Genomic DNA, 19,294 nt, shown 5'->3' with positions numbered 1-19,294 from the left:
ATTTTGTATGCAAAATATTAATGTGGTCATGCTATTAATTATAGGAGCTAATGTACTGGTTTCTATAAAAGGTTTCAATGATTATTCTTTTTTTGAGAAGTATAAATTCAATATCGGAGGTATTCGACGCGGAGAACAATTGAGAATGCTGACATCAGGGTTTCTTCATGTAGATATGACTCATCTGTTTTTTAATATGTTTTCCTTGTATTTTTTTGCCCCTGTTGTGATTAGCTATCTGGGAGATATAAAGTTTTTGATCATATATCTGGGGAGTCTTCTTGTAGGGAATATCTTGTCATTATTATTTCATAAAGATGAATACCACTATAGTGCTGTAGGGGCTAGTGGGGCAGTTTCTGGAATTATATATTCTGCTATCTTGTTTAAACCAGGTATGAGTTTGTTCATAATGTTTATCCCAATTCCTATACCTGCTTATATTTTTGGAATTGGATACCTTTTATATTCTATTTATGGTATGAAAAGCAAGACTGATAATATTGGGCATGATGCGCATTTTGGAGGAGCAGTGGGAGGATATATACTTACATTATTAATGGCGCCCAGGCTATTGACTACGAATTTATTGATGGTGTTCTTATTGGCAATTCCGATACTAATTCTATTGTTGCTTAAGAAATTAGGAAAACTCTAATCTGGATATATTTACAATAAAAAAGCGCCATAAATAGGCGCTTTTTTTTTGTTTTGATGGAGTGTGGTGAAGTCTTACAATGCGGGTTCTTCTTCTCCTAATAATTCCTTTATCTTGTTTTCTAATGCCATTCCTCTCAGGTTTTTGGCTATGACTAACCCTTTGTCATCAATTAAGAATGTAGAAGGAACTGATTTTACGCCAAATTCCCTGGCAATAGGTTCTTGCCAGTACTGTAAATTAGAAATATGGCTCCATTGCAGATTGTCATCTTTTATCGCTTTAATCCAATGATCCTTATTTCTATCCAGAGATACTCCTATAATATTTAATCCTTTGTCATGGTATTTATTATAAACACGAACTACATTTGGATTTTCTGCTCTACAAGGCTTACACCAGGAAGCCCAAAAGTCTATGATGGTATATTTTCCCATTACTTCTTTTAAAGAAAGATTCTTCCCTTCGGGAGTAGGTGCAGAGAAATCTTCAATAACACTTCCGACATCAATGATTCCTATTGCACTTTCTACAAAAGAACTTAGACGTTTTCCTAATCTGCTGGAAACAACAGACGGATCCATCTGAGATAAGGTGTTTTTAACATCTTTTGCAGACATAATTTTTAAATTCATTAAGTCTGTTAATGCCATTATTGCTACAAGAGAGTTCGGGTTGTTTTTAGCAATTTCTTTTCGGAATTGCTTAGCTTTCTCCGGAAGTTCTTGTTGTTCTTTTTTAATCTGAGCGATTTTCTCTTCTTGTTTTAATCGGGTAGCAACCACGAGATCATTTCCCAGTTTTACTTTTTGCTTGCCAAATGATTTTGTCCCGGATATATACTTGAAGAACAATTCATTTTCAGGCCCTCCAGTAACAACAGAAGAACGCAGACTATCTTTATAGATGGTCATCTGTAGTGGATAGTTTTCACCTATAAATAGTACATTGCTGTTCAACGGATTCTTAGCAGCTGGGGTTTTGAAAGTCAGGTAATTAAAATCCCTGGTTTCTATATCTGGTAATGCTATAGAAAATTGTTGATTTTTAATAATTACAGAATCAATAACACTAGGTCTGTTAGATTGGCTTAATGCATTGATATATACGATATCTCCATCTTCAAAACCAATAGTTTTGGCAGTAATGTTATATCCTTTTTTTTCTTTTTCACAAGCAGTAGCTATTACTAAAATACCTACAAGCAATAGAATGATTCGATTCATGACAGTCCGTTTATTACGTTGTAAAAATAACTATAATCTTTTCTCATAGCCAAAAAAATATGGAATGTTTTTGGGCTAAAAATGGTAATTTTTTGTTATTTTAAAGGGGTTTTGGTGGGGGAAACACCAATTTTACTGTATTTTTGTATAAACTGGGGAAATACTAAAGAATTATGAAAGTGCTAGATCAGGATTTTCCATTAGATATATGGATTAGCTTCACTAAGTTCTTTGAAGCATACAGAGAAAATGTAACGAGTGAGAATGAATTGCTAAGAGATAGAGCCAAGCGAATAGTAGCAATTGCAGATCAATATCCGGAGCTGGAATCCGGAATTCAGTCAGAAGAACGCATACAAGAATTAATGCCACAAATCAATATGATTTTGGAAGATTCTTTTTCTGAAATACTGCAGAAGAATGAAATCAAACTAGCGACGATTCCTTTTAAAAATATTGTATTAAAATGCACTCGTCGTTATGAGAATATTATAAAAGCGGCAGGAAAGGATTTTGAACCAACAATAGAGAACTTAGATGAAGATTATTACTATATCATGGGGTGTAGTATTATTTTGACAAGCTATTATGGATACAATATAGATTTTAAGCGTCCTTTTATTAGCAGTATTCCGGATATGTCTGGAATATTGAGGCATTATAAGATTTTATATAATGCAGATTTTATAAAAATAACCAAAAAAGAAGGAACCAGAGATATCACTAATGAAGATGTGGCAGAGTTACTGGATAACTTTGGTGATATTGATTTATGGAAAGAAAAGTTTGCTCCTAATAGTTGGATTTTTCAAGGAGTAATTATCGCTAATATGTTTGATGTGACCATGGATGTTTCCTTATCTAATTTCAAAGCAAAATTGCTGAAATATGATAAAGAAGAAGAGCAAAATGAAACATTCTTAGAAGATTTTCAAAAAATATTTAAGGCAATATTTAACCTCCCGGATATAAAAATCGGTTTTTCAGATTATAATGAAGAAGAACAAGTTTTTGAAACTGTGCCTTTCAAAAATGTACAAAGTTATCTCTTACACGATAAAAAAATGGATTGCTGTGAGGCAATGGTATGCAGAGAATCATATGATCACCTCTTTAAGGAATCTACATACTTTGCCATTTCGGATGTGGAGAAAAGTAGTCAGTTGGCCCCGGAAGAAGGGATGTATAAACGTTTACTGAAGCAAAATATTAAAAGCATTATTATTGCGCCAATAGTAAGTGGAGAGAAGTTGCTGGGGATTATGGAAATTGTATCTCCAAATGTTAGAGAACTCAATAGCATCAATGCACATAAGCTACAAGACGTAATGCCATATCTGGTAGATTCTGTTTTGAGATCCAAAGCAGAAATGGAAGATGAAATGGAGTTGGTAATTCAGAAAGAATGTACATCAATTCATACTAGTGTATATTGGAAATTCAGAGAAGAAGCAAAGCGATTTCTGAGATCAAAAATAGATGGAGAAGCTACCTCTTTTAGAGAAGTGGTTTTCGAAGATGTATATCCATTATATGGTCAGATCGATATAAAAGGTTCTTCTGAAGCCAGAAATACTTCTATCCAAAAGGATTTGATTTTGCAACTAAACCTTATCAACGATGTAATGAGTAAGGTTATAGAAGAAGAACCCTTACCTATTTATAATCAGCTAAAATACAGGATAGACGTCTATATACAAAGTATTAATGAGCAGTTTCAGGTAGATAGTGAGCAAAATATTCTTGATTTTATACGTAATGAAATTACTCCTTTATTTGAGCATCTGGAGAAAAAGAATGACAAAATAGACGCATTAATTTATGATTATAAAACTGAGTTGGATGAGAATTTAAGTATAGTTTATAAGCATAGAAAAGCCTATGATGAATCTGTAATGATCATCAATAAAAGATTAGCGGATCTTCTGGATAAAAAACAGGTAGAAGCGCAAAAAATGTATCCTCATTACTTCGAACGATTTAAGTCTGATGGAGTAGAACACAATATGTATGTAGGAGAATCCATTACCAAGAAGAACTCATTTAATCAAATTTACTTACATAATCTTAGATTGTGGCAGTTGCAGGTGATGTGCGAGATGGAAAACGAATATTATTTGTTAAAAAAAGATCTTCCTGTAGCTATGGATGTAGCCTCAATGGCATTAGTTTTTAATTCATCGTTGTCGGTACGGTTCAGAATGGATGAAAAACGATTTGATGTAGACAGTACCTATAATGCGAGATATGAAGTTGTAAAAAAGAGAGTCGATAAGGCAAATATCAAAGGAACCAATAAGAGAGTTACCGAACAAGGAAAACTGGTTATTGTATACTCTCAGCGTTCTGATGAGAAAGAATACATGAAGTATATTCACTTTTTACAAGCTAAAAACTACCTGAAAGAAGGAGTAGAGATTGTAGAACTGGAAGACCTTCAGGGGGTTACTGGTTTAAAAGCAATCCGAGTGGATATCTTATATCATAAAAATAAAGAAGCCAAAGAGTTTTATACATATGAAGAATTGATGGAAGCGCTTAATTAAGCGCTTTCTTTTTAGATTGAATAGAAAGCAATTAAAAATGCAATAACAGAAATAATAATACCAGCCATAAATACATTGTAGGTAACTCGCAATAATTTATACTTCCTGTTTAGAACAATTCCCAGATAGTACAAGTCCTTAGTAAGCAATTCATAGACATGTTCCTTGTCTTTAGAAATTTCTTTAATGGCCCATTGATATTCATCATATGGCATTTTATGAAAATTACCAAAAAATAGAATATTGACTTGTCTGTTTTTTATTTGTTCTTTCGTAAACTCTCCACTGGTAACATTAGGACGAGTAGACATAATAGAAAGAATTATGGAAACGACACTAGAAAGTACCAATACCATGGTTGGGATGATAAGATGATGATTTCCCGGAGAGTCTAATTTAGGGATTAAACTGGATAATGCCAGAGAAATTATAATGGCATTAACCGAAAGTAGAATATTGGCTTTAGTATCAGCTATATCACTTAATTTTATATGGTTTCGGAGCGTTACCCTAAATAAGGTCTGTACTCCTCTTTCAGGGCTGTCATTTTTTATTTGTGCCTTTATTTTCGCTTTTAAAGCATCATCCTGGGAGTCTTTCTTTTTCTTCTTTTTATTTAATTTTTCAATTAGTTTTAAAAGATTTTCCTGTTTCTTTCCTTCCCAATGCTGAAGTGCATATGGGGTATAATAAGAATGTTTTTTAATAAAAAAGTTAATGCTTTCCAACAACCATTCATCGCTGGAGTATGCTTTTATATTTTGCAATTTGAGCTCTTTTCTCAAGAGATCACTTGTTTCCATAAAGTAATCTTTGGCAAAATGTGAGCAATCAGCATCCTTAATGATTTTTTCCAAATCATTAGAAGGGATGACATCCATTTTAGTGGCTAGAATGCAGCTTTCTACGTTGTTGATTATCTCTTTATCAACCTCGTTTTTCTCTAAGAAATTCCGAGCAATTTTAGCACTTTCTTCTTCGTGATTATGTGGGTCTACAGTGTATCCTGTATCGTGTAGCCAAGCAGCTAATTGTAAGGTGAGTTCCTCTTTTTCGGATAAGTTAGCATGTGTAATGATTTCATTTGTACTTTTAACTACCCTGTGGGTATGAACGTAATTATGATAAACAAAAGTATCTAGTAAATCGTTTTCAAAGAGATTAAAAACATAATCATTTGTTATTTTTACAATCTTGTTCATAAGGAATACCTTTTATTTATAAGTGCCAAATTACAATATTAAAAAAATATCAACCATAAGAGATGAAAAAAAATAATATTATTCTAGCTGTTTTTCTCAGTTTGTTTTTATTCAGTTGTGAATTTTACAAACCGAAGTATAGAGATGCATATAAGAAGGTTGATTACGATGGAGCTATAGATAAGACATTCTTTTTTATAGGAGATGCAGGGTATGCAAGTCCTGATCAAAACACAAAGGGGATTTTACTCTTAGAGTCATATTTACAGGAAAATAATCCAGCCGATGGGTATATGCTGTTTCTGGGAGATAATATATATCCTGCAGGAATGCCATCAAAAAAAGAGACCTCTCGGAAACAATCAGAACACCGTATAAACAATCAAATCAATTTAGCTAAAACATTCAAAGGAGAAAGCTTCTTTATTCCTGGAAATCACGATTGGTATATCGACGGTGTAAAAGGAGTACAACGTCAGGAAAAATATATAGAGAAAGCATTGGGAGGAAGAGATGCGTTCAGACCTACTGGAGGATGTGCTATAGAGAGTGTAAAAGTAAATGAAGAGATACAACTGTTGCTAGTAGACACGCAATGGTATTTAGAAGATTGGGATGAGCATCCTACGATCAATGATAATTGTCCGGAAATCAAATCCAGAGATTCATTTTTTGCGGAATTCGAGAGTCAGCTAAAAAAATACCAGGAAAAAACGATTGTAGTAGCATTACATCATCCTTTGTATTCCAATGGAATTCACGGAGGGAAATATGCATTAAAGAGGCACCTGTATCCAGGAAAAAGTAAAATTCCAATGCCGATTTTAGGTTCGTTAGCGATGCAGTTAAGAACTACAGGAGGGGTTTCTAGTCAGGATATACAAAATAAGAAGTATAAATATCTGGCAAGAAGGCTGGGAGCATTAGCCTCTGATATTGATAGAGTTATTTTTGTGTCTGGACATGAGCATTCACTGCAATATATAGAACACGATAAAGTAAAGCAAATAATCGCTGGTTCCGGGTCTAAAGTTACCTATGCAGGATTGAGAAATGATGGGCTTTTTGCTTATGCAGGAGATGGGTTTGCTAGATTGGATATTTATAAAGATGGAGCTTCGTGGGTTTCATTTTATGGAGATAATGGAACAGGATCAGCCACCTTACTATATAAAAAAGAAGTATATAGAAAGAAAGAAAAGCATACTCATGAATTAGCAACGAATTTTCCCAAAACAAAGAAAGCGTCCATTTATAACTTTGAAGGAACAGAGAGAACAGGATTTTATAAGAGTATTTGGGGAGAGCATTATAGAGCATTGTATGGAAAAGAAATAGAAGCTCCGGTTGCAGTATTGGACACATTGTATGGAGGACTAAAAGTAATAAGAAAAGGAGGGGGGCATCAAACACGCTCTTTGAGACTGGAAGATAAAGACGGGAAACAATATAGCCTTCGCGCATTAAAAAAGAGCGGGGTTCAGTTTTTACAGGCTAATGCCTTTAAGGATAAATATGTGGAACATGAATTAGAAAATACCATTTCAGAAGATGTTCTTCAGGATTTTTATACCTCAGCACACCCATATGTATTTACAATGATACCGGAATTATCAGATGCTGTAGGAGTATATCACTCTAATCCCAAAGTATTTTACCTGCCTAAACAGAAAGCTTTAGGAAAGTACAATCTTCATTATGGAGATGAATTATGTACTATTGAAGAACGACCAGAAAAAAAACAGAAAAACGTAGCGTCTTTTGGGTATCCGGATAACATTCGAAGTACGGCAGATGTATATGAAAGACTTAGAAAAGATGAAAAATATAAAATTGATGAGCCTGCTTTTATAAAAGCCAGAATGTTTGATATGTTAATTGGGGATTGGGATCGCCATCAGGATCAGTGGAGGTGGTCAGAGTTTAAGCAAGAGAACGGAGATAGAATCTATCGACCGATTCCCAGAGACAGAGACCAGGCATTTTCTAATTTTGATGGTGCATTTATAAGTGCCGTAAAAGGAATGGTAGGAATGTTCAATAAATTCCAGGTATATGATGAGAAACCCAGAAGTGTAAAATGGCTTAATATTTCCGGATTAAAATTAGATAGAACCTTTATCCAAAGCAGTGGAAGAGAAGAATGGATAAAACAAGCAAAATATATTCAGGAACATCTCACAGATTCTATTATAGAAGTGGCATTTGATAAATTGCCTCCTGTTGCTAAAGGGGCTTCTGCTGAGGATATAAAAAGAAAATTAAAAGGAAGAAAGAAGATCTTACATACCATTGCAGATCAGTATTATGATTATTTATCCACGTTAGAAATTATTACCGGAACAGATAAAGATGATTTTATAGATATTGAACGAAGAAAAAACGGAGAGACGAAGATTGGAGTTTATAGAATTAAGAATGGAGAAAAAAGCGATTTAGTAAGTCAGCGAATCTATAGGAAGAAAGATACGAAAGAGATCTGGATTTATGGGTTAGATGATGAAGATGTATTTCATGTTCATGGGAAAGGGAACAACCTGATTTATATACGAATTATAGGAGGACAAAATAATGATAAATACAGGATCGAAAACGGAAAAAGACTTACAGTATATGATCATAAAACGAAAAAAAATACACTGGAAAAGAAGGGAGGAGCGACCATCCGTTTTACAGATGATTATGAAGTGAATTCATTCGATAAGAACAAGGAGATAGCAAAAATAAATACATTGACCCCAGGGGTAGGATATAACCCAGATGATGGGATTAATATTGGTTTTGCGAATAGTTTTCAGGTAAAAGGGTTTAACAGGAATCCTTTTACAACCAAACATACAGTAAAAGCAGGTTATTACTTTGCTACGAATGGATTTGATATTTCCTATGAGGGACAATTTGCCGGAGTGTTAGGGAAATACAATTTACTAATAGGAGGTTTTTTTACCAGTCCTAATTTTAGCAAAAACTTTTTCGGGATGGGGAATGAAACCATCAACAATGATGAAGTACTCGAAATGGATTTTAATAGGGTTAAAATAAGTAAGCTGGGGGTAGAAGCCGGGGCAGTAAAGACAGGAGAATATGGAGGGTATTTCTCTTATAAAGCTATTTTTGAAGGTATTGAAGTTGATAAAATAGAAAACAGATTTATAGGGAATCCTGTTTTTGAAGCAATAGATCCTGAGTTCTATGATAGGAAATACTTTTTAAGTGCCGATGGGATTTATAAATATGAAAGCTATGATGTTGTAGTAAATCCAACTAATGGAATGAAGTTTGAAATCAATGTAGGAGGGACTGCTCATGTAGATGATTGGAATAAAGGTTTTGTGTATATAAAACCTTATCTGGGATTTTATAATGCAATAAGTAGAAATAGAAAATTGGTTTTAAAAACAATAGCGCAGGGACAAGTAAATCTGGGAAAAGATTATGAGTTCTATCAATCTGCTCAACTGGGACAAACTACCGGAATGAGAGGGTATAGAAATCAACGATTTTCAGGACAACGTTCTTTAGCAACTACAATGGACCTCAGGTATAGCTTTAATCAATTCAAAACAAGAGTTGCTCCCTTACAATTTGGAATTTTTGCAGGAGTTGATGTGGGGAGAGTTTGGGTGGATGATAGCGACTATTCCGATAAATGGCACAATGATTATGGAGGAGGTTTCTGGATCAGTAGTTTAGATATGTTAAGTGGTACTGTGAATTTGTTTAATGGAGCAGAAGGATTGCGATTTTCTTTTGGATTCGGTCTTAAAATATAAACATAAAAAAGTTCCTAATACAGGTATGAGGATTTAGTATCGTATTAGGAACTTCGTAACATTACAGATTTAGGGGCTAATTCTAAAAACAACACGTTACATTTCAAAAATCGCCAGAAACGCTAGATGCAATTCTTTCCGGCGCTGTATTTGTATTGATCAAAATCGTAGGATTTTCTATCTTATTGTATGAATAGGATGAAAAAGGGGCTGATCCATTCATATCTTTTCCTGATATAGAAGTAACTGTAATCGTCGACCGGTCCGTATTTTTATCTGTTATTACAGAAATAGGATTTTGATAAGAACCAGAAGCAACAACTTTAGAGCCTCCTTCTACAAAAAAAGTAATAGACGCTTTTTTAGGGTTTTTAAAAGTGACACCCTCTTCTATTGTCAGGATTGCATTATTAATTATAGTAATATTATTTTCAAAAGTATACATTGTATTTTTGGTCAATATCATGTTTTCTGATATGATGACAGGCAATACAGAAGCTTTCTGTTGAGAAAAAATAACAGCAGAAAAACAGCATAAAAAAACGAATAGGGGTATGTAGTTTATTTTCATAGGTTTATGGTTTTGGGGTTAGTATGTTGTTGTTTGGAGCTTAAGCGGGTAAGCTTCTCTAATTTACTAAAAAAAAACGAGTTTTTGTAATTTTTATCCTACATATGTAGTTTTTTGTCGTTGAAATAATGTTTATAAGTAGGTTTTTTACTACAATTAAATGAAGCGTTAACGCTTTGATATAAGGAATAGAGAAGAAATGAACAGTTTTTACTTATTGTTAATAACTTATATTGTTGATTTGTAGCTTTTTAATGTGTGTTTGAGAAGGGGAAGGTGGTGACAAGTCTTTATACTTGTAGATATTTATAGTTCTACTTTATAAAGAAAGCCGGTGTTTTTTCCATTTTTTTCATCTGTAACAAGCAAGGTAGTATCGTTTAAAAAAGTAACTCCTTCCTTTTGAGAAAAATGATTAAGCTCTTTTGTTTGTATTGAACCATTAAATACGTTGGGGAGTTTAAAATCCGTTAACACAAAAATCATATCATACGTTAACAATACGATTTTGTTCTGAGCATGATTGACGGCAGCAGCCGTAATAAAACAACGATTGCTATACTCACAGGTTTTAAATGTAGCAACTAATTGAGCAGTATGAGTTCCGGGGATTGCTGGAACAGTATAGAGTTTCGTAGTTCCATCAAAGTGAGAAGATCTGTTTTTCGTAAATAGGTAGAGGTTTCCGTCAAGGTAAATACATGCTTCTATATCAAAATTTCTGTTTTTCTTTTTAGGAGGGAACTTTAATTGATCTTCCAGAGAGAATTTTATTTCAGAAACAGTACTTTTTCCTTTCAGAGGGTCTGATACTTTGTAAATAACCAGGTCTTTTCTGTCATTATCGTTATTACCAAAATCCCCTATATATAAATTGTTATAATGATCATAACTAATATCTTCCCAATCGATATTTGTCGTACCAGGAATTACGAATTCATCAATAAAATCCCCTTCAGAAGTAAATATGATTACAGTGTTGTCATTACCTGAGTCATTAATTGTATAGAGATATTCCTGCGAAGGGAATAAAGTGATACCAGATATTTCCTTAGAAATACCTGGTAGTTTTTTTATTTTCTGAATAACTCGGTTTTTAGTACATCCCACTAAGGTGATAAGACTAATAAAAAGAGCAAGTATTGAAATGTTTAATTTTGTTGATTCCATGCATTAAGCATCCAGCTGGTTTTTTCTAATTCACCAATATAAGTTCCTACAAAATCCAAGGTTCCGTCATCCTCAGCTTCTTCAGCACTTTTGGCAACTATTCTCAATTGTTTAATAAGAATATCCTGATCTCTCAGAATCGTAGATACCATCTCTACATCTTTTAAATCAGAATCCGATTCTTTGATATTAGAAGCGGCTAAGTAGTCACTGAAATTACTAATAGGCTTTATAACCCTTAATGTTAAAATTCGTTCTGCAATTTCGTCAATTTTTAGTTTAGCATCTTCATAAAGTTCTTCAAATTTTAGATGTAGTTCAAAAAAATTAGAACCGGTAACGTTCCAGTGAAAGTTTCTTAACTTCTGATAGTATAAATGATAGTCAGCTAATAGGACATTCAATTTTTCTGATGTCTGTAAATGAATATTGTTCATAGTTTTTATTTATTGTTTTAAATTTTGTAATACAAAAATACTATAGTTTTGTTGTTAAAAAAGCTAAAAGTAATAGTTAAATATGATCGAAGTATTACTTTAACTTATTTGTAATTTCTTTTAAGATAAAATTATAATAAGTAGTTCCATGTGGCACATATTCTTTTGAGATATGTTCACTCATTACATGTGCATATAAAGTTTTTATAGGAATTAATTTTACCTGGGATACTTCCTCTTTTTGAAGTTGTAACTCAGAAATTTTTCCTAAAAATTCGGAAATATAAATACGATGAAATTCATTGTCGATTATATTATCACTAGGTGACATCATGGATTTAAAAGTCCCTATAAAAGATAAATTACTTTCTTGAAGCATAATCCCTAACTCTTCTCTAGATTCTCTCAGAGCTGCCTTCATTGGAGCTTCCTGATAAGAAATATGTCCTGCAACAGAAACGTCCCATAGACCAGGGTATGTATCTTTTGCTGGAGCTCTTTTTTGCAGTAAAAGATTTCCTGTAGAAGTATACAACCATAGATGGACGCTTTGATGAAATACCCCCAACTTGTGTGCTTCGGATTTAAGAATCTTTTTGTGAGTCGGATTTCCTTTTTGATCTAGTACATCTATCCATTCATCTGCCATGGTAACTTAAGTATAATGTAGAGTTTTGATTTTGTATAAAAATACATTTAATACTGTGAATTATACTGTTTTTTATGGTTGTTATTGTGTATTCGTTAGTTATTAAGGTTAAATTATGAATATTTATTATTGCTAAATTAGTATATTTATGCAAAATTAATATATATGTCCATTAATTCATGCCCAAATTGTAATGCCAGAGAGTACATAAAAAGTGGTGTTATAGCCAATAGACAGCGATATAAGTGTAAAAAATGCAACTACTATTTTACCGTAAATAAGTTGGGGAAAAAGATTGATGATTACTATGTTAATAAAGCTTTACAATTACATTTGGAAGGGTTAACCTATAGAGAAATAGAACGTATTTTAGGGATTTCTCATGTTAGTATTATGAATTGGGTAAAAAAGTATAATGTGAAGCGTCCACAAAGTACAAACTATCACCCAACCTATAAAATTTTGAGTAGTGATGAGCTTTCCAGATATTTTATGAATACGGATAATGTAAAAGGAGCTGGGGTTATCGTTACGGAATTAGGAGATAAATTTATGCTTATTAAATGGGAAAGGTTTAAAGAATAACTATAGTAATTAACAAAAAACTATATCAATTTTTATTTCAGTATATAATTTTTAGAATTTTATGAAGTACACAAGAGTATTCTAGCTAGAATCTAAAACATACAAATCAAATTCTAAAGACATGCGAAAACATTTATATATACTGCTACTCTTAGGATTCGTTTTTCATTTTGGTTTTTCACAAGGTTCTCCGGATTACAATGGAGGCTATAAAGTAAAATTTAATGAAGATGGATCTAAGTTTTTCAGAATAATCTCTTGGGCTCAATTTTGGGCTACACATACAGATAAGGTTCCTGATGATGTAAGTAAAACAAATTTTAGTATCAGAAGAGCGAGGATTCTCATGTATTCTCAGATTAATAAAGATTTTTTGATTCTTACCCATTTTGGATTAAATAGTTTAAATGCAGAAAATCAATCCCCTACGGGATTAGAAGGGAACTCTCAACTTTTTCTTCATGGAATGTGGGGACAATATAGTCTGGGAGCAAAACATGCGATAGGAGGGGGATTACATTATTGGAATGGAATTTCCAGATTGAATAATCAAAGTACTCTGAATATGATGACCTTGGATAATAATAGGCAATCTTGGGCTACTATTGGGCTTTCGGATCAGTTTGCTCGTCATATAGGTATTTATGCAAAGGGAGCAATAGGAAGATTGCAATATCGTATTGCAATTAATGAGTCGGTAAGTAACAACCTTCAGGAAACTGTAGAGCCGGTTGCAGGGGGTGCTGCAGTATATGCAGGAAGAAGACTTCTGGGATCCAGAGATGCCGGAAAAAATTATGCAGGATATTTTGATTATCACTTTTTAGATCAGGAATCGAACTCATTGCCTTATAAGGTCGGGTCATATCTGGGGAGCAAAAAAGTATTCACCGTAGGAGCTGGTTTTTTCTTTCACCCTGATGGGAGTGTATTGGCAGAAACAGATGGAACATTATCAGGGGAAGATGTATCCATATTTGCAGTAGATGCATTCTATGATGCTCCGATAGGAGAAAAAGGGAATGCGTTAACAGTGTATGCAACCTATCAAAATAATGATTACGGAAAAGATTACACTTTAGGGCAAACCTATGAAACAGGGGCGATGCTGTATGGTCATGTGGGATATGTAATACCACTAAAGGACAAAAAACTAAAGTTTCAGCCTTATGTATCCTATAGTAATAGAAGTATCGATGCAATCGATGATAATGCCAGTACTTTAGGGCTGGGAACCAATGCGTATATCAGTGGACACAATTCAAAAATAACCTTGGAGTATAAGAATACAAAATACGGAAACAACACAGATACAGGAGTAGTGACCCTACAAGCAATGATTTATTTATAAAAATTACACACAATGTCAGAAGAAAAGAAAAAAGCAAAAGCTTATTGGAAAGAGAATGTTAAATATCTTTTTCTATTGCTAGCGATATGGTTTCTGGTCTCATACGGAGCAGGAATTTTATTTAAGGATGCGTTAAACGAAATACGTCTGGGAGGTTTTAGGTTGGGATTTTGGTTTGCTCAGCAAGGATCTATCTATGTATTCGTAATCTTGATTTTTGTTTATGTACGATTGATGAACAAATTAGACAAAAAGTACGGGTACGATAAAGATTTAATGGCTGATAAAACGAAAAAATAACAAAATAAAAAAAGAAAAGATATGAGTGTTCAAATATGGACGTATGTCCTCGTAGGGTTGACCTTTGCTTTATATATAGGAATTGCAATTTGGTCCAGAGCAGGATCTACAAAAGAGTTTTATGTAGCAGGAGGAGGGGTCTCTCCTTTGGCTAATGGAATGGCGACGGCAGCTGATTGGATGAGTGCAGCTTCCTTTATCTCAATGGCAGGAATCATTGCATTTGCAGGGTATGATGGAGCAGTATATCTCATGGGATGGACCGGAGGATATGTATTACTGGCATTATTATTAGCCCCTTATCTCAGAAAATTTGGAAAATTTACAGTGCCTGATTTTATAGGGGATAGATATTACTCAAAAACGGCTAGATCCGTTGCTGTATTTTGTGCCTTGTTAGTATCTTTTACCTATGTAGCAGGGCAAATGAGAGGAGTGGGAATTGTGTTTTCTAGATTCTTAGAAGTTGATATAAATACAGGAGTGATTATCGGGATGATTATCGTATTGTTTTATGCTGTATTAGGAGGGATGAAAGGAATAACATATACACAAGTAGCTCAATACTGTGTCTTGATTTTTGCTTTTATGGTTCCGGCAATATTTATTTCTATTCAAATGACCGGAAACCCGATTCCACAATTGGGGTTTGGAGATACCGTTTCTGATGGTTCTGGGACTTACTTATTGGATAAGTTAGATGGGTTGAGTACAGAACTTGGATTCTCTGCATATACAGAAGGTTCTAAATCAACTTTAGATGTATTTGCAATTACCTTGGCCTTGATGGTTGGAACAGCAGGATTACCGCATGTAATTGTTCGTTTTTTTACGGTAAAAAGAGTTAGAGATGCCAGGAAATCTGCTGGGTATGCGTTGTTGCTAATTGCTATTTTGTATACGACTGCACCAGCTGTAGCAGTATTTTCTAAAACTAATTTGATAGAATCAGTTCATAACAAAAAATACGAAGCACTTCCTACCTGGTTTAAAAACTGGGAAGATACAGGATTGTTGGGCTGGACAGATAAAAATGGAGATGGGCAAGTACAATACTTTAGCGGACATGCAGTAAAAGGAAACAAAAACAAACCTGTTTTTGACGGGAAAAACAGGGGGACTTCAGGAGAACGAGTAATTACTAACATAAATCCGGCTACTAAAAATGAGCTATTTGTCGATCGAGATATTATGGTATTAGCTAATCCGGAAATAGCAAATCTTCCTAATTGGGTAATTGCTTTGGTAGCCGCAGGAGGATTAGCTGCTGCATTGTCTACAGCAGCGGGATTGTTACTAGTGATTTCTTCTTCGGTTTCTCATGATTTAATAAAGAAAATGATTAAACCAGATATATCAGAAAAAGGAGAGCTGGTAGCAGCGCGTCTTTCTGCAGTTGCTGCAGTTTGTGTAGCAGGATATTTTGGAATTAATCCGCCGGGATTTGTAGCTGCTGTGGTTGCTCTAGCCTTTGGTCTGGCAGCAGCTTCTTTTTTCCCGGCGATTGTATTAGGAATATTTTATAAGCGAATGAATAAAGAAGGAGCGATCGCAGGAATGGTGATTGGGATATTATGTATGCTTCTGTATATGATCAAATATAAACTAGGGTGGTTCGATGACACCTTGCCCCCGTCCAGTGAATGGTGGTTTGGAATTTCACCAGAAGGCTTTGGAGCTGTGGCTATGGTTGTCAATTTTGTTGTGTCATTAGTAGTGTGCCATCTGACGACAGCTCCTCCTGAAGAAGTACAGGAAATAGTCGAAAATATAAGAATTCCAAGTGGGGCAGGAGAAGCTTCTCATCATTAAAAAATAAAAACACTTCGAGGTGTCCCCAAAGCTTCGAAGTGTTATGTTATTATAAAAGATAAAAAATGATTATTTTAAGCTAGCATAAATCAAACTGGCACTTTCAAATAAAACTGAGTGAAGAAAAGGCATCAACAAAAATTAGTCGTATTATCCCTGACATTGTTCTTTTTGATCAATATACCTTTAGTATTTGTTTTTAATGAATCTGGGCAAGTATTAGGGTTCCCAAAACTTTATTTTTTTCTGTTTGCATGTTGGGCAATTGCTATATTGATTTCCGCAATAGTACTAAATAAGTATTATGAATAGTTATTTTCTAATATGTATAATTGTAGCATACCTGTTATTTCTTTTCGGGATTGCTTTCTGGGCAGAGAAAAAGGCAAAAAGTAATTGGATTAATAACCCTTATGTGTATACCTTATCATTAGCAGTATATTGTTCTGCCTGGACTTATTATGGTAGTGTCGGGATTGCATCTACATCAGGAGTTAGCTTTTTAACCACTTATTTAGGACCGGTAATAGCTTTTCCGCTCTGGATTGTTTTACTAAAAAAAGTGATATTTATAGCGAAACAACATAAAGTCTCTAGTATTGCAGATTTTATTTCACTGCGATATGGGAATAATCGATTTTTGGGAGCTTTAGTAACAGTTATCTGCTTATTAGGTGTATTACCTTATATTTCGTTACAATTAAAAGCTATTTCAGAAACGTTCGCGATTCTTTCAGATAATCTCATTCACTCGTCATCCTCTATTCTAAAAGATTCTACCTTTTACATTGCGGTTCTATTAGCAGTATTCGCTGCTTTTTTTGGAACACAAGCTACGGATGCTACTTCTAGAAGAAGGGGAATTGTTTTTTCAGTAGCCTTTGAGTCTGTAATTAAATTATTATTTTTTTTAATTATAGGAGGATATGTAACCTTTTTCTTATTCGATGGAACAACTGATATTTATGAGAAAATAGCCAAAACAGCGAACTTCGAAAAATTAATAACATTTGATACGTTAGAGTCAGGGATTAACTGGGGCTTAATGATTGGGCTATCCTTTTTTGCTATTTTTTTATTACCTAGACAATTTCAGGTATCTATTATAGAAAATACGACAGAAAAACATCTCAAAAAGGCAATATGGATGTTTCCTCTTTATCTGTTATTATTTAATGTATTTGTCATTTTTATTGCGTGGGGAGGAAAGTTAAAATTATCAGAAGCTGTAAACCCAGATTATTATACGTTACTGTTACCCTTGCAAAATGGGAATGTGTTTTTAGCTACTCTGGTTTTTTTAGGAGGATTCTCAGCTGTTATCTCAATGGTTGTAGTTTCTACATTGGCTTTGTCTACAATGCTTAGTAATAATCTGATTATTCCATATGGTTTTTTGGATAAATTCAGTCAGAATAAACCCGAACGTAACGCTAACTATATAAAGAATATTAGACGGATTGCTATTTTTTCATTAATAGTAGGGGCTTATTTGTTTTATATAAACTTTAATATCCAGTTATCGTTATTTTCTATCGGACAAATTTCATTTGTGGTGATAGCACAATTAGCACCTTCTTTTTTTATAGGATTGTATTGGAACAGAGGATCTGCTATTGCAGCAAAGTCTTCAATAATAGGAGGGACATTAGTAACATTATACACATTGATTTTACCATTTGTTTGGGATGCAATTTTAGGAGAAACAGATTTTATCAATTATGGTTTTTTAGGAATAGAATCACTACGACCGTATCAATTATTTGGGATTGATTTTCTGACACCTGTGACCCATGCTTTCTTTTGGAGTATGTTTTTTAATCTCCTGATTTATCTAACGGTTTCTCTGTTGACTACCGTAAATTACAGAGAACGAAATTATGCAGAGATGTTCGTGAATTGTCGTTTTAATTCATTGCAGGAGAACGCATTTATATGGAAAGGGGAAGCTTATGTAGCGGATATAAAAAAAGTGCTAAACAGGTTTTTGGGAGAAGAACGAACAAAAAGAGCAATGGATATTTTTTGTCTAAAATACAACCTGCCCAAAACAATCGAAAAAGCAGATTCCAGGTTAATTAATTTTTCAGAAAAATTATTAACTGGTAGCATAGGGAGTGCTTCGTCTAGAATCTTAATAGCAAGTGTGGTAAAAGAAGAACCTGTTACCCATATGGAAGTAATCAAAATAGTAGAAGAAAATAAAAAAACCATCTCTACCAATAAATTTTTAAAGCAAAAATCAAAAGAACTTACTGATCTGACAGAGGAGCTGAAAATAGCCAATGAAGAACTCATGATTCATGATAAGCTTAAAGATGAGTTTTTGGATACTGTGGCTCATGAATTAAAAACACCGATCACCTCAATACGAGCTGCAACTGAAGTTTTATTAGATGATGATGATATGTCAGAGCAGTATAAAAAACGGTTTTTAGAAAATATTTTGCAAGACTCGGAACGCCTGTCCAAACTGATTCATCATATTTTGGATTTGGAAAAATTAGCCTCGGGAAGAGAAGTGTTGGATAAACGGAGGAATAATGTTAAAAAGACAGTAAAGAAAGCAATAAACGGTGTTCGGGCAATTGCAGAAAAAAAAGAAATTGTCATTACTAATGCGATATCCAAAGGAGGGGTATTAGCTACCTATGATGAAGACAGAATATTACAGGTATTGGTGAATGTATTGTCAAATGCTATAAAATTTGTAGAAGAATCTATCGGAACAATAAATATTACAGCTCAGGAAAAAGACGAAACTGTTGCGATTATGATAAAAGATAACGGAAAAGGAGTATTAAAGGAGGATAGACGATATATTTTTGATAAATTTTACCAATCAAAAAATCAAAATATAAAAAAGCCTGCAGGAAGTGGGTTTGGTTTAGCGATTAGTAAACAGATTGTAGAAAGACATAATGGAACGATTTGGTTAGATGAAACTCATAAAAAAGGAGCGTGTTTTGTCATAGAATTACCCAAATAGAGTTTCTATAAGAAAAGATAATGTG

Annotated in this window: 14 protein-coding genes; 8 read left to right on the top strand and 6 right to left on the bottom strand. The window is 33.8% G+C overall.

Translation table 11 applies throughout. The features are described 5' to 3' along the window. Positions 1-7 precede the first annotated feature (7 nt). Positions 8-658 carry a rhomboid family intramembrane serine protease gene (locus HN014_RS20735; protein WP_176030738.1) on the top strand — a complete coding sequence of 217 codons (651 nt, stop codon included), beginning with the start codon at positions 8-10 and terminating at the stop codon, positions 656-658. Between the two features lie 74 nt (positions 659-732). On the opposite strand, the gene HN014_RS20730 is transcribed toward HN014_RS20735, so the two are convergent. Further along, positions 733-1,884 (bottom strand): TlpA disulfide reductase family protein, encoded by a 1,152-nt coding sequence (locus tag HN014_RS20730; RefSeq protein ID WP_176030737.1) that lies wholly within the window; start codon positions 1,882-1,884, stop codon positions 733-735. Between the two features lie 173 nt (positions 1,885-2,057). Here HN014_RS20730 and HN014_RS20725 point away from each other — a divergent pair, with 173 nt between their 5' ends. Further along, positions 2,058-4,430: a GAF domain-containing protein gene (locus HN014_RS20725; protein ID WP_176030736.1), complete on the top strand. Its 2,373-nt coding sequence runs from the start codon at positions 2,058-2,060 to the stop codon at positions 4,428-4,430. 11 nt (positions 4,431-4,441) lie between these two features. On the opposite strand, the gene HN014_RS20720 is transcribed toward HN014_RS20725, so the two are convergent. Continuing rightward, positions 4,442-5,632, bottom strand: coding sequence for a Pycsar system effector family protein (locus HN014_RS20720; protein WP_176030735.1), 1,191 nt, complete (start codon positions 5,630-5,632; stop codon positions 4,442-4,444). Between the two features lie 62 nt (positions 5,633-5,694). On the opposite strand from HN014_RS20720, the gene HN014_RS20715 reads away from it, so the two are divergent. Next, the gene (locus tag HN014_RS20715) at positions 5,695-9,405 is read left to right on the top strand and encodes a metallophosphoesterase (RefSeq protein ID WP_176030734.1); all 3,711 of its coding nucleotides are present in this window, start codon (positions 5,695-5,697) and stop codon (positions 9,403-9,405) included. A 103-nt stretch (positions 9,406-9,508) separates the two neighbouring features. On the opposite strand, the gene HN014_RS20710 is transcribed toward HN014_RS20715, so the two are convergent. The 4 genes from HN014_RS20710 to HN014_RS20695 all read right to left on the bottom strand — a co-directional run bounded on the left by HN014_RS20710 (position 9,509) and on the right by HN014_RS20695 (position 12,232). Next, entirely contained in the window at positions 9,509-9,976 is a 468-nt protein-coding gene (locus HN014_RS20710; protein ID WP_176030733.1) for a hypothetical protein, read from the bottom strand. Between the two features lie 306 nt (positions 9,977-10,282). Next, a complete protein-coding gene (locus HN014_RS20705) occupies positions 10,283-11,146 on the bottom strand; it encodes an SdiA-regulated domain-containing protein (protein ID WP_176030732.1) in 864 nt (287 codons plus the stop codon). Further along, entirely contained in the window at positions 11,128-11,583 is a 456-nt protein-coding gene (locus tag HN014_RS20700; protein ID WP_176030731.1) for a Dps family protein, read from the bottom strand. Before HN014_RS20700 ends, HN014_RS20705 begins: the two co-directional genes overlap by 19 nt. Before the next feature lie 94 nt (positions 11,584-11,677). Continuing rightward, entirely contained in the window at positions 11,678-12,232 is a 555-nt protein-coding gene (locus HN014_RS20695) for an NUDIX domain-containing protein (RefSeq protein ID WP_176030730.1), read from the bottom strand. A gap of 165 nt (positions 12,233-12,397) precedes the next feature. Between HN014_RS20695 and HN014_RS20690 the strand changes: the two genes are divergently transcribed. The 5 genes from HN014_RS20690 (at position 12,398) to HN014_RS20670 (ending at position 19,269) form a co-directional block, all read left to right on the top strand. After that, entirely contained in the window at positions 12,398-12,817 is a 420-nt protein-coding gene (locus tag HN014_RS20690; protein ID WP_176030729.1) for a helix-turn-helix domain-containing protein, read from the top strand. Between the two features lie 121 nt (positions 12,818-12,938). Continuing rightward, the gene (locus HN014_RS20685; RefSeq protein ID WP_176030728.1) at positions 12,939-14,168 is read left to right on the top strand and encodes a hypothetical protein; all 1,230 of its coding nucleotides are present in this window, start codon (positions 12,939-12,941) and stop codon (positions 14,166-14,168) included. 12 nt (positions 14,169-14,180) lie between these two features. Further along, positions 14,181-14,468, top strand: coding sequence for a DUF4212 domain-containing protein (locus HN014_RS20680; protein WP_176030727.1), 288 nt, complete (start codon positions 14,181-14,183; stop codon positions 14,466-14,468). Positions 14,469-14,489: 21 nt separating this feature from the next. Next, on the top strand, positions 14,490-16,280 hold the full coding sequence (locus tag HN014_RS20675; protein ID WP_176030726.1) for a sodium:solute symporter family protein: 1,791 nt from the start codon (positions 14,490-14,492) through the stop codon (positions 16,278-16,280). Between the two features lie 304 nt (positions 16,281-16,584). Beyond that, the gene (locus tag HN014_RS20670; RefSeq protein WP_176030725.1) at positions 16,585-19,269 is read left to right on the top strand and encodes a sensor histidine kinase; all 2,685 of its coding nucleotides are present in this window, start codon (positions 16,585-16,587) and stop codon (positions 19,267-19,269) included. Positions 19,270-19,294: the final 25 nt, after the last annotated feature.

The sequence above is a fragment of the Aquimarina sp. TRL1 genome (genome assembly GCF_013365535.1).
Lineage (GTDB): Bacteria > Bacteroidota > Bacteroidia > Flavobacteriales > Flavobacteriaceae > Aquimarina > Aquimarina hainanensis.
Note: the sequence above shows the minus strand (reverse complement) of the source record. Positions and strands in the feature narration are given on the sequence as shown.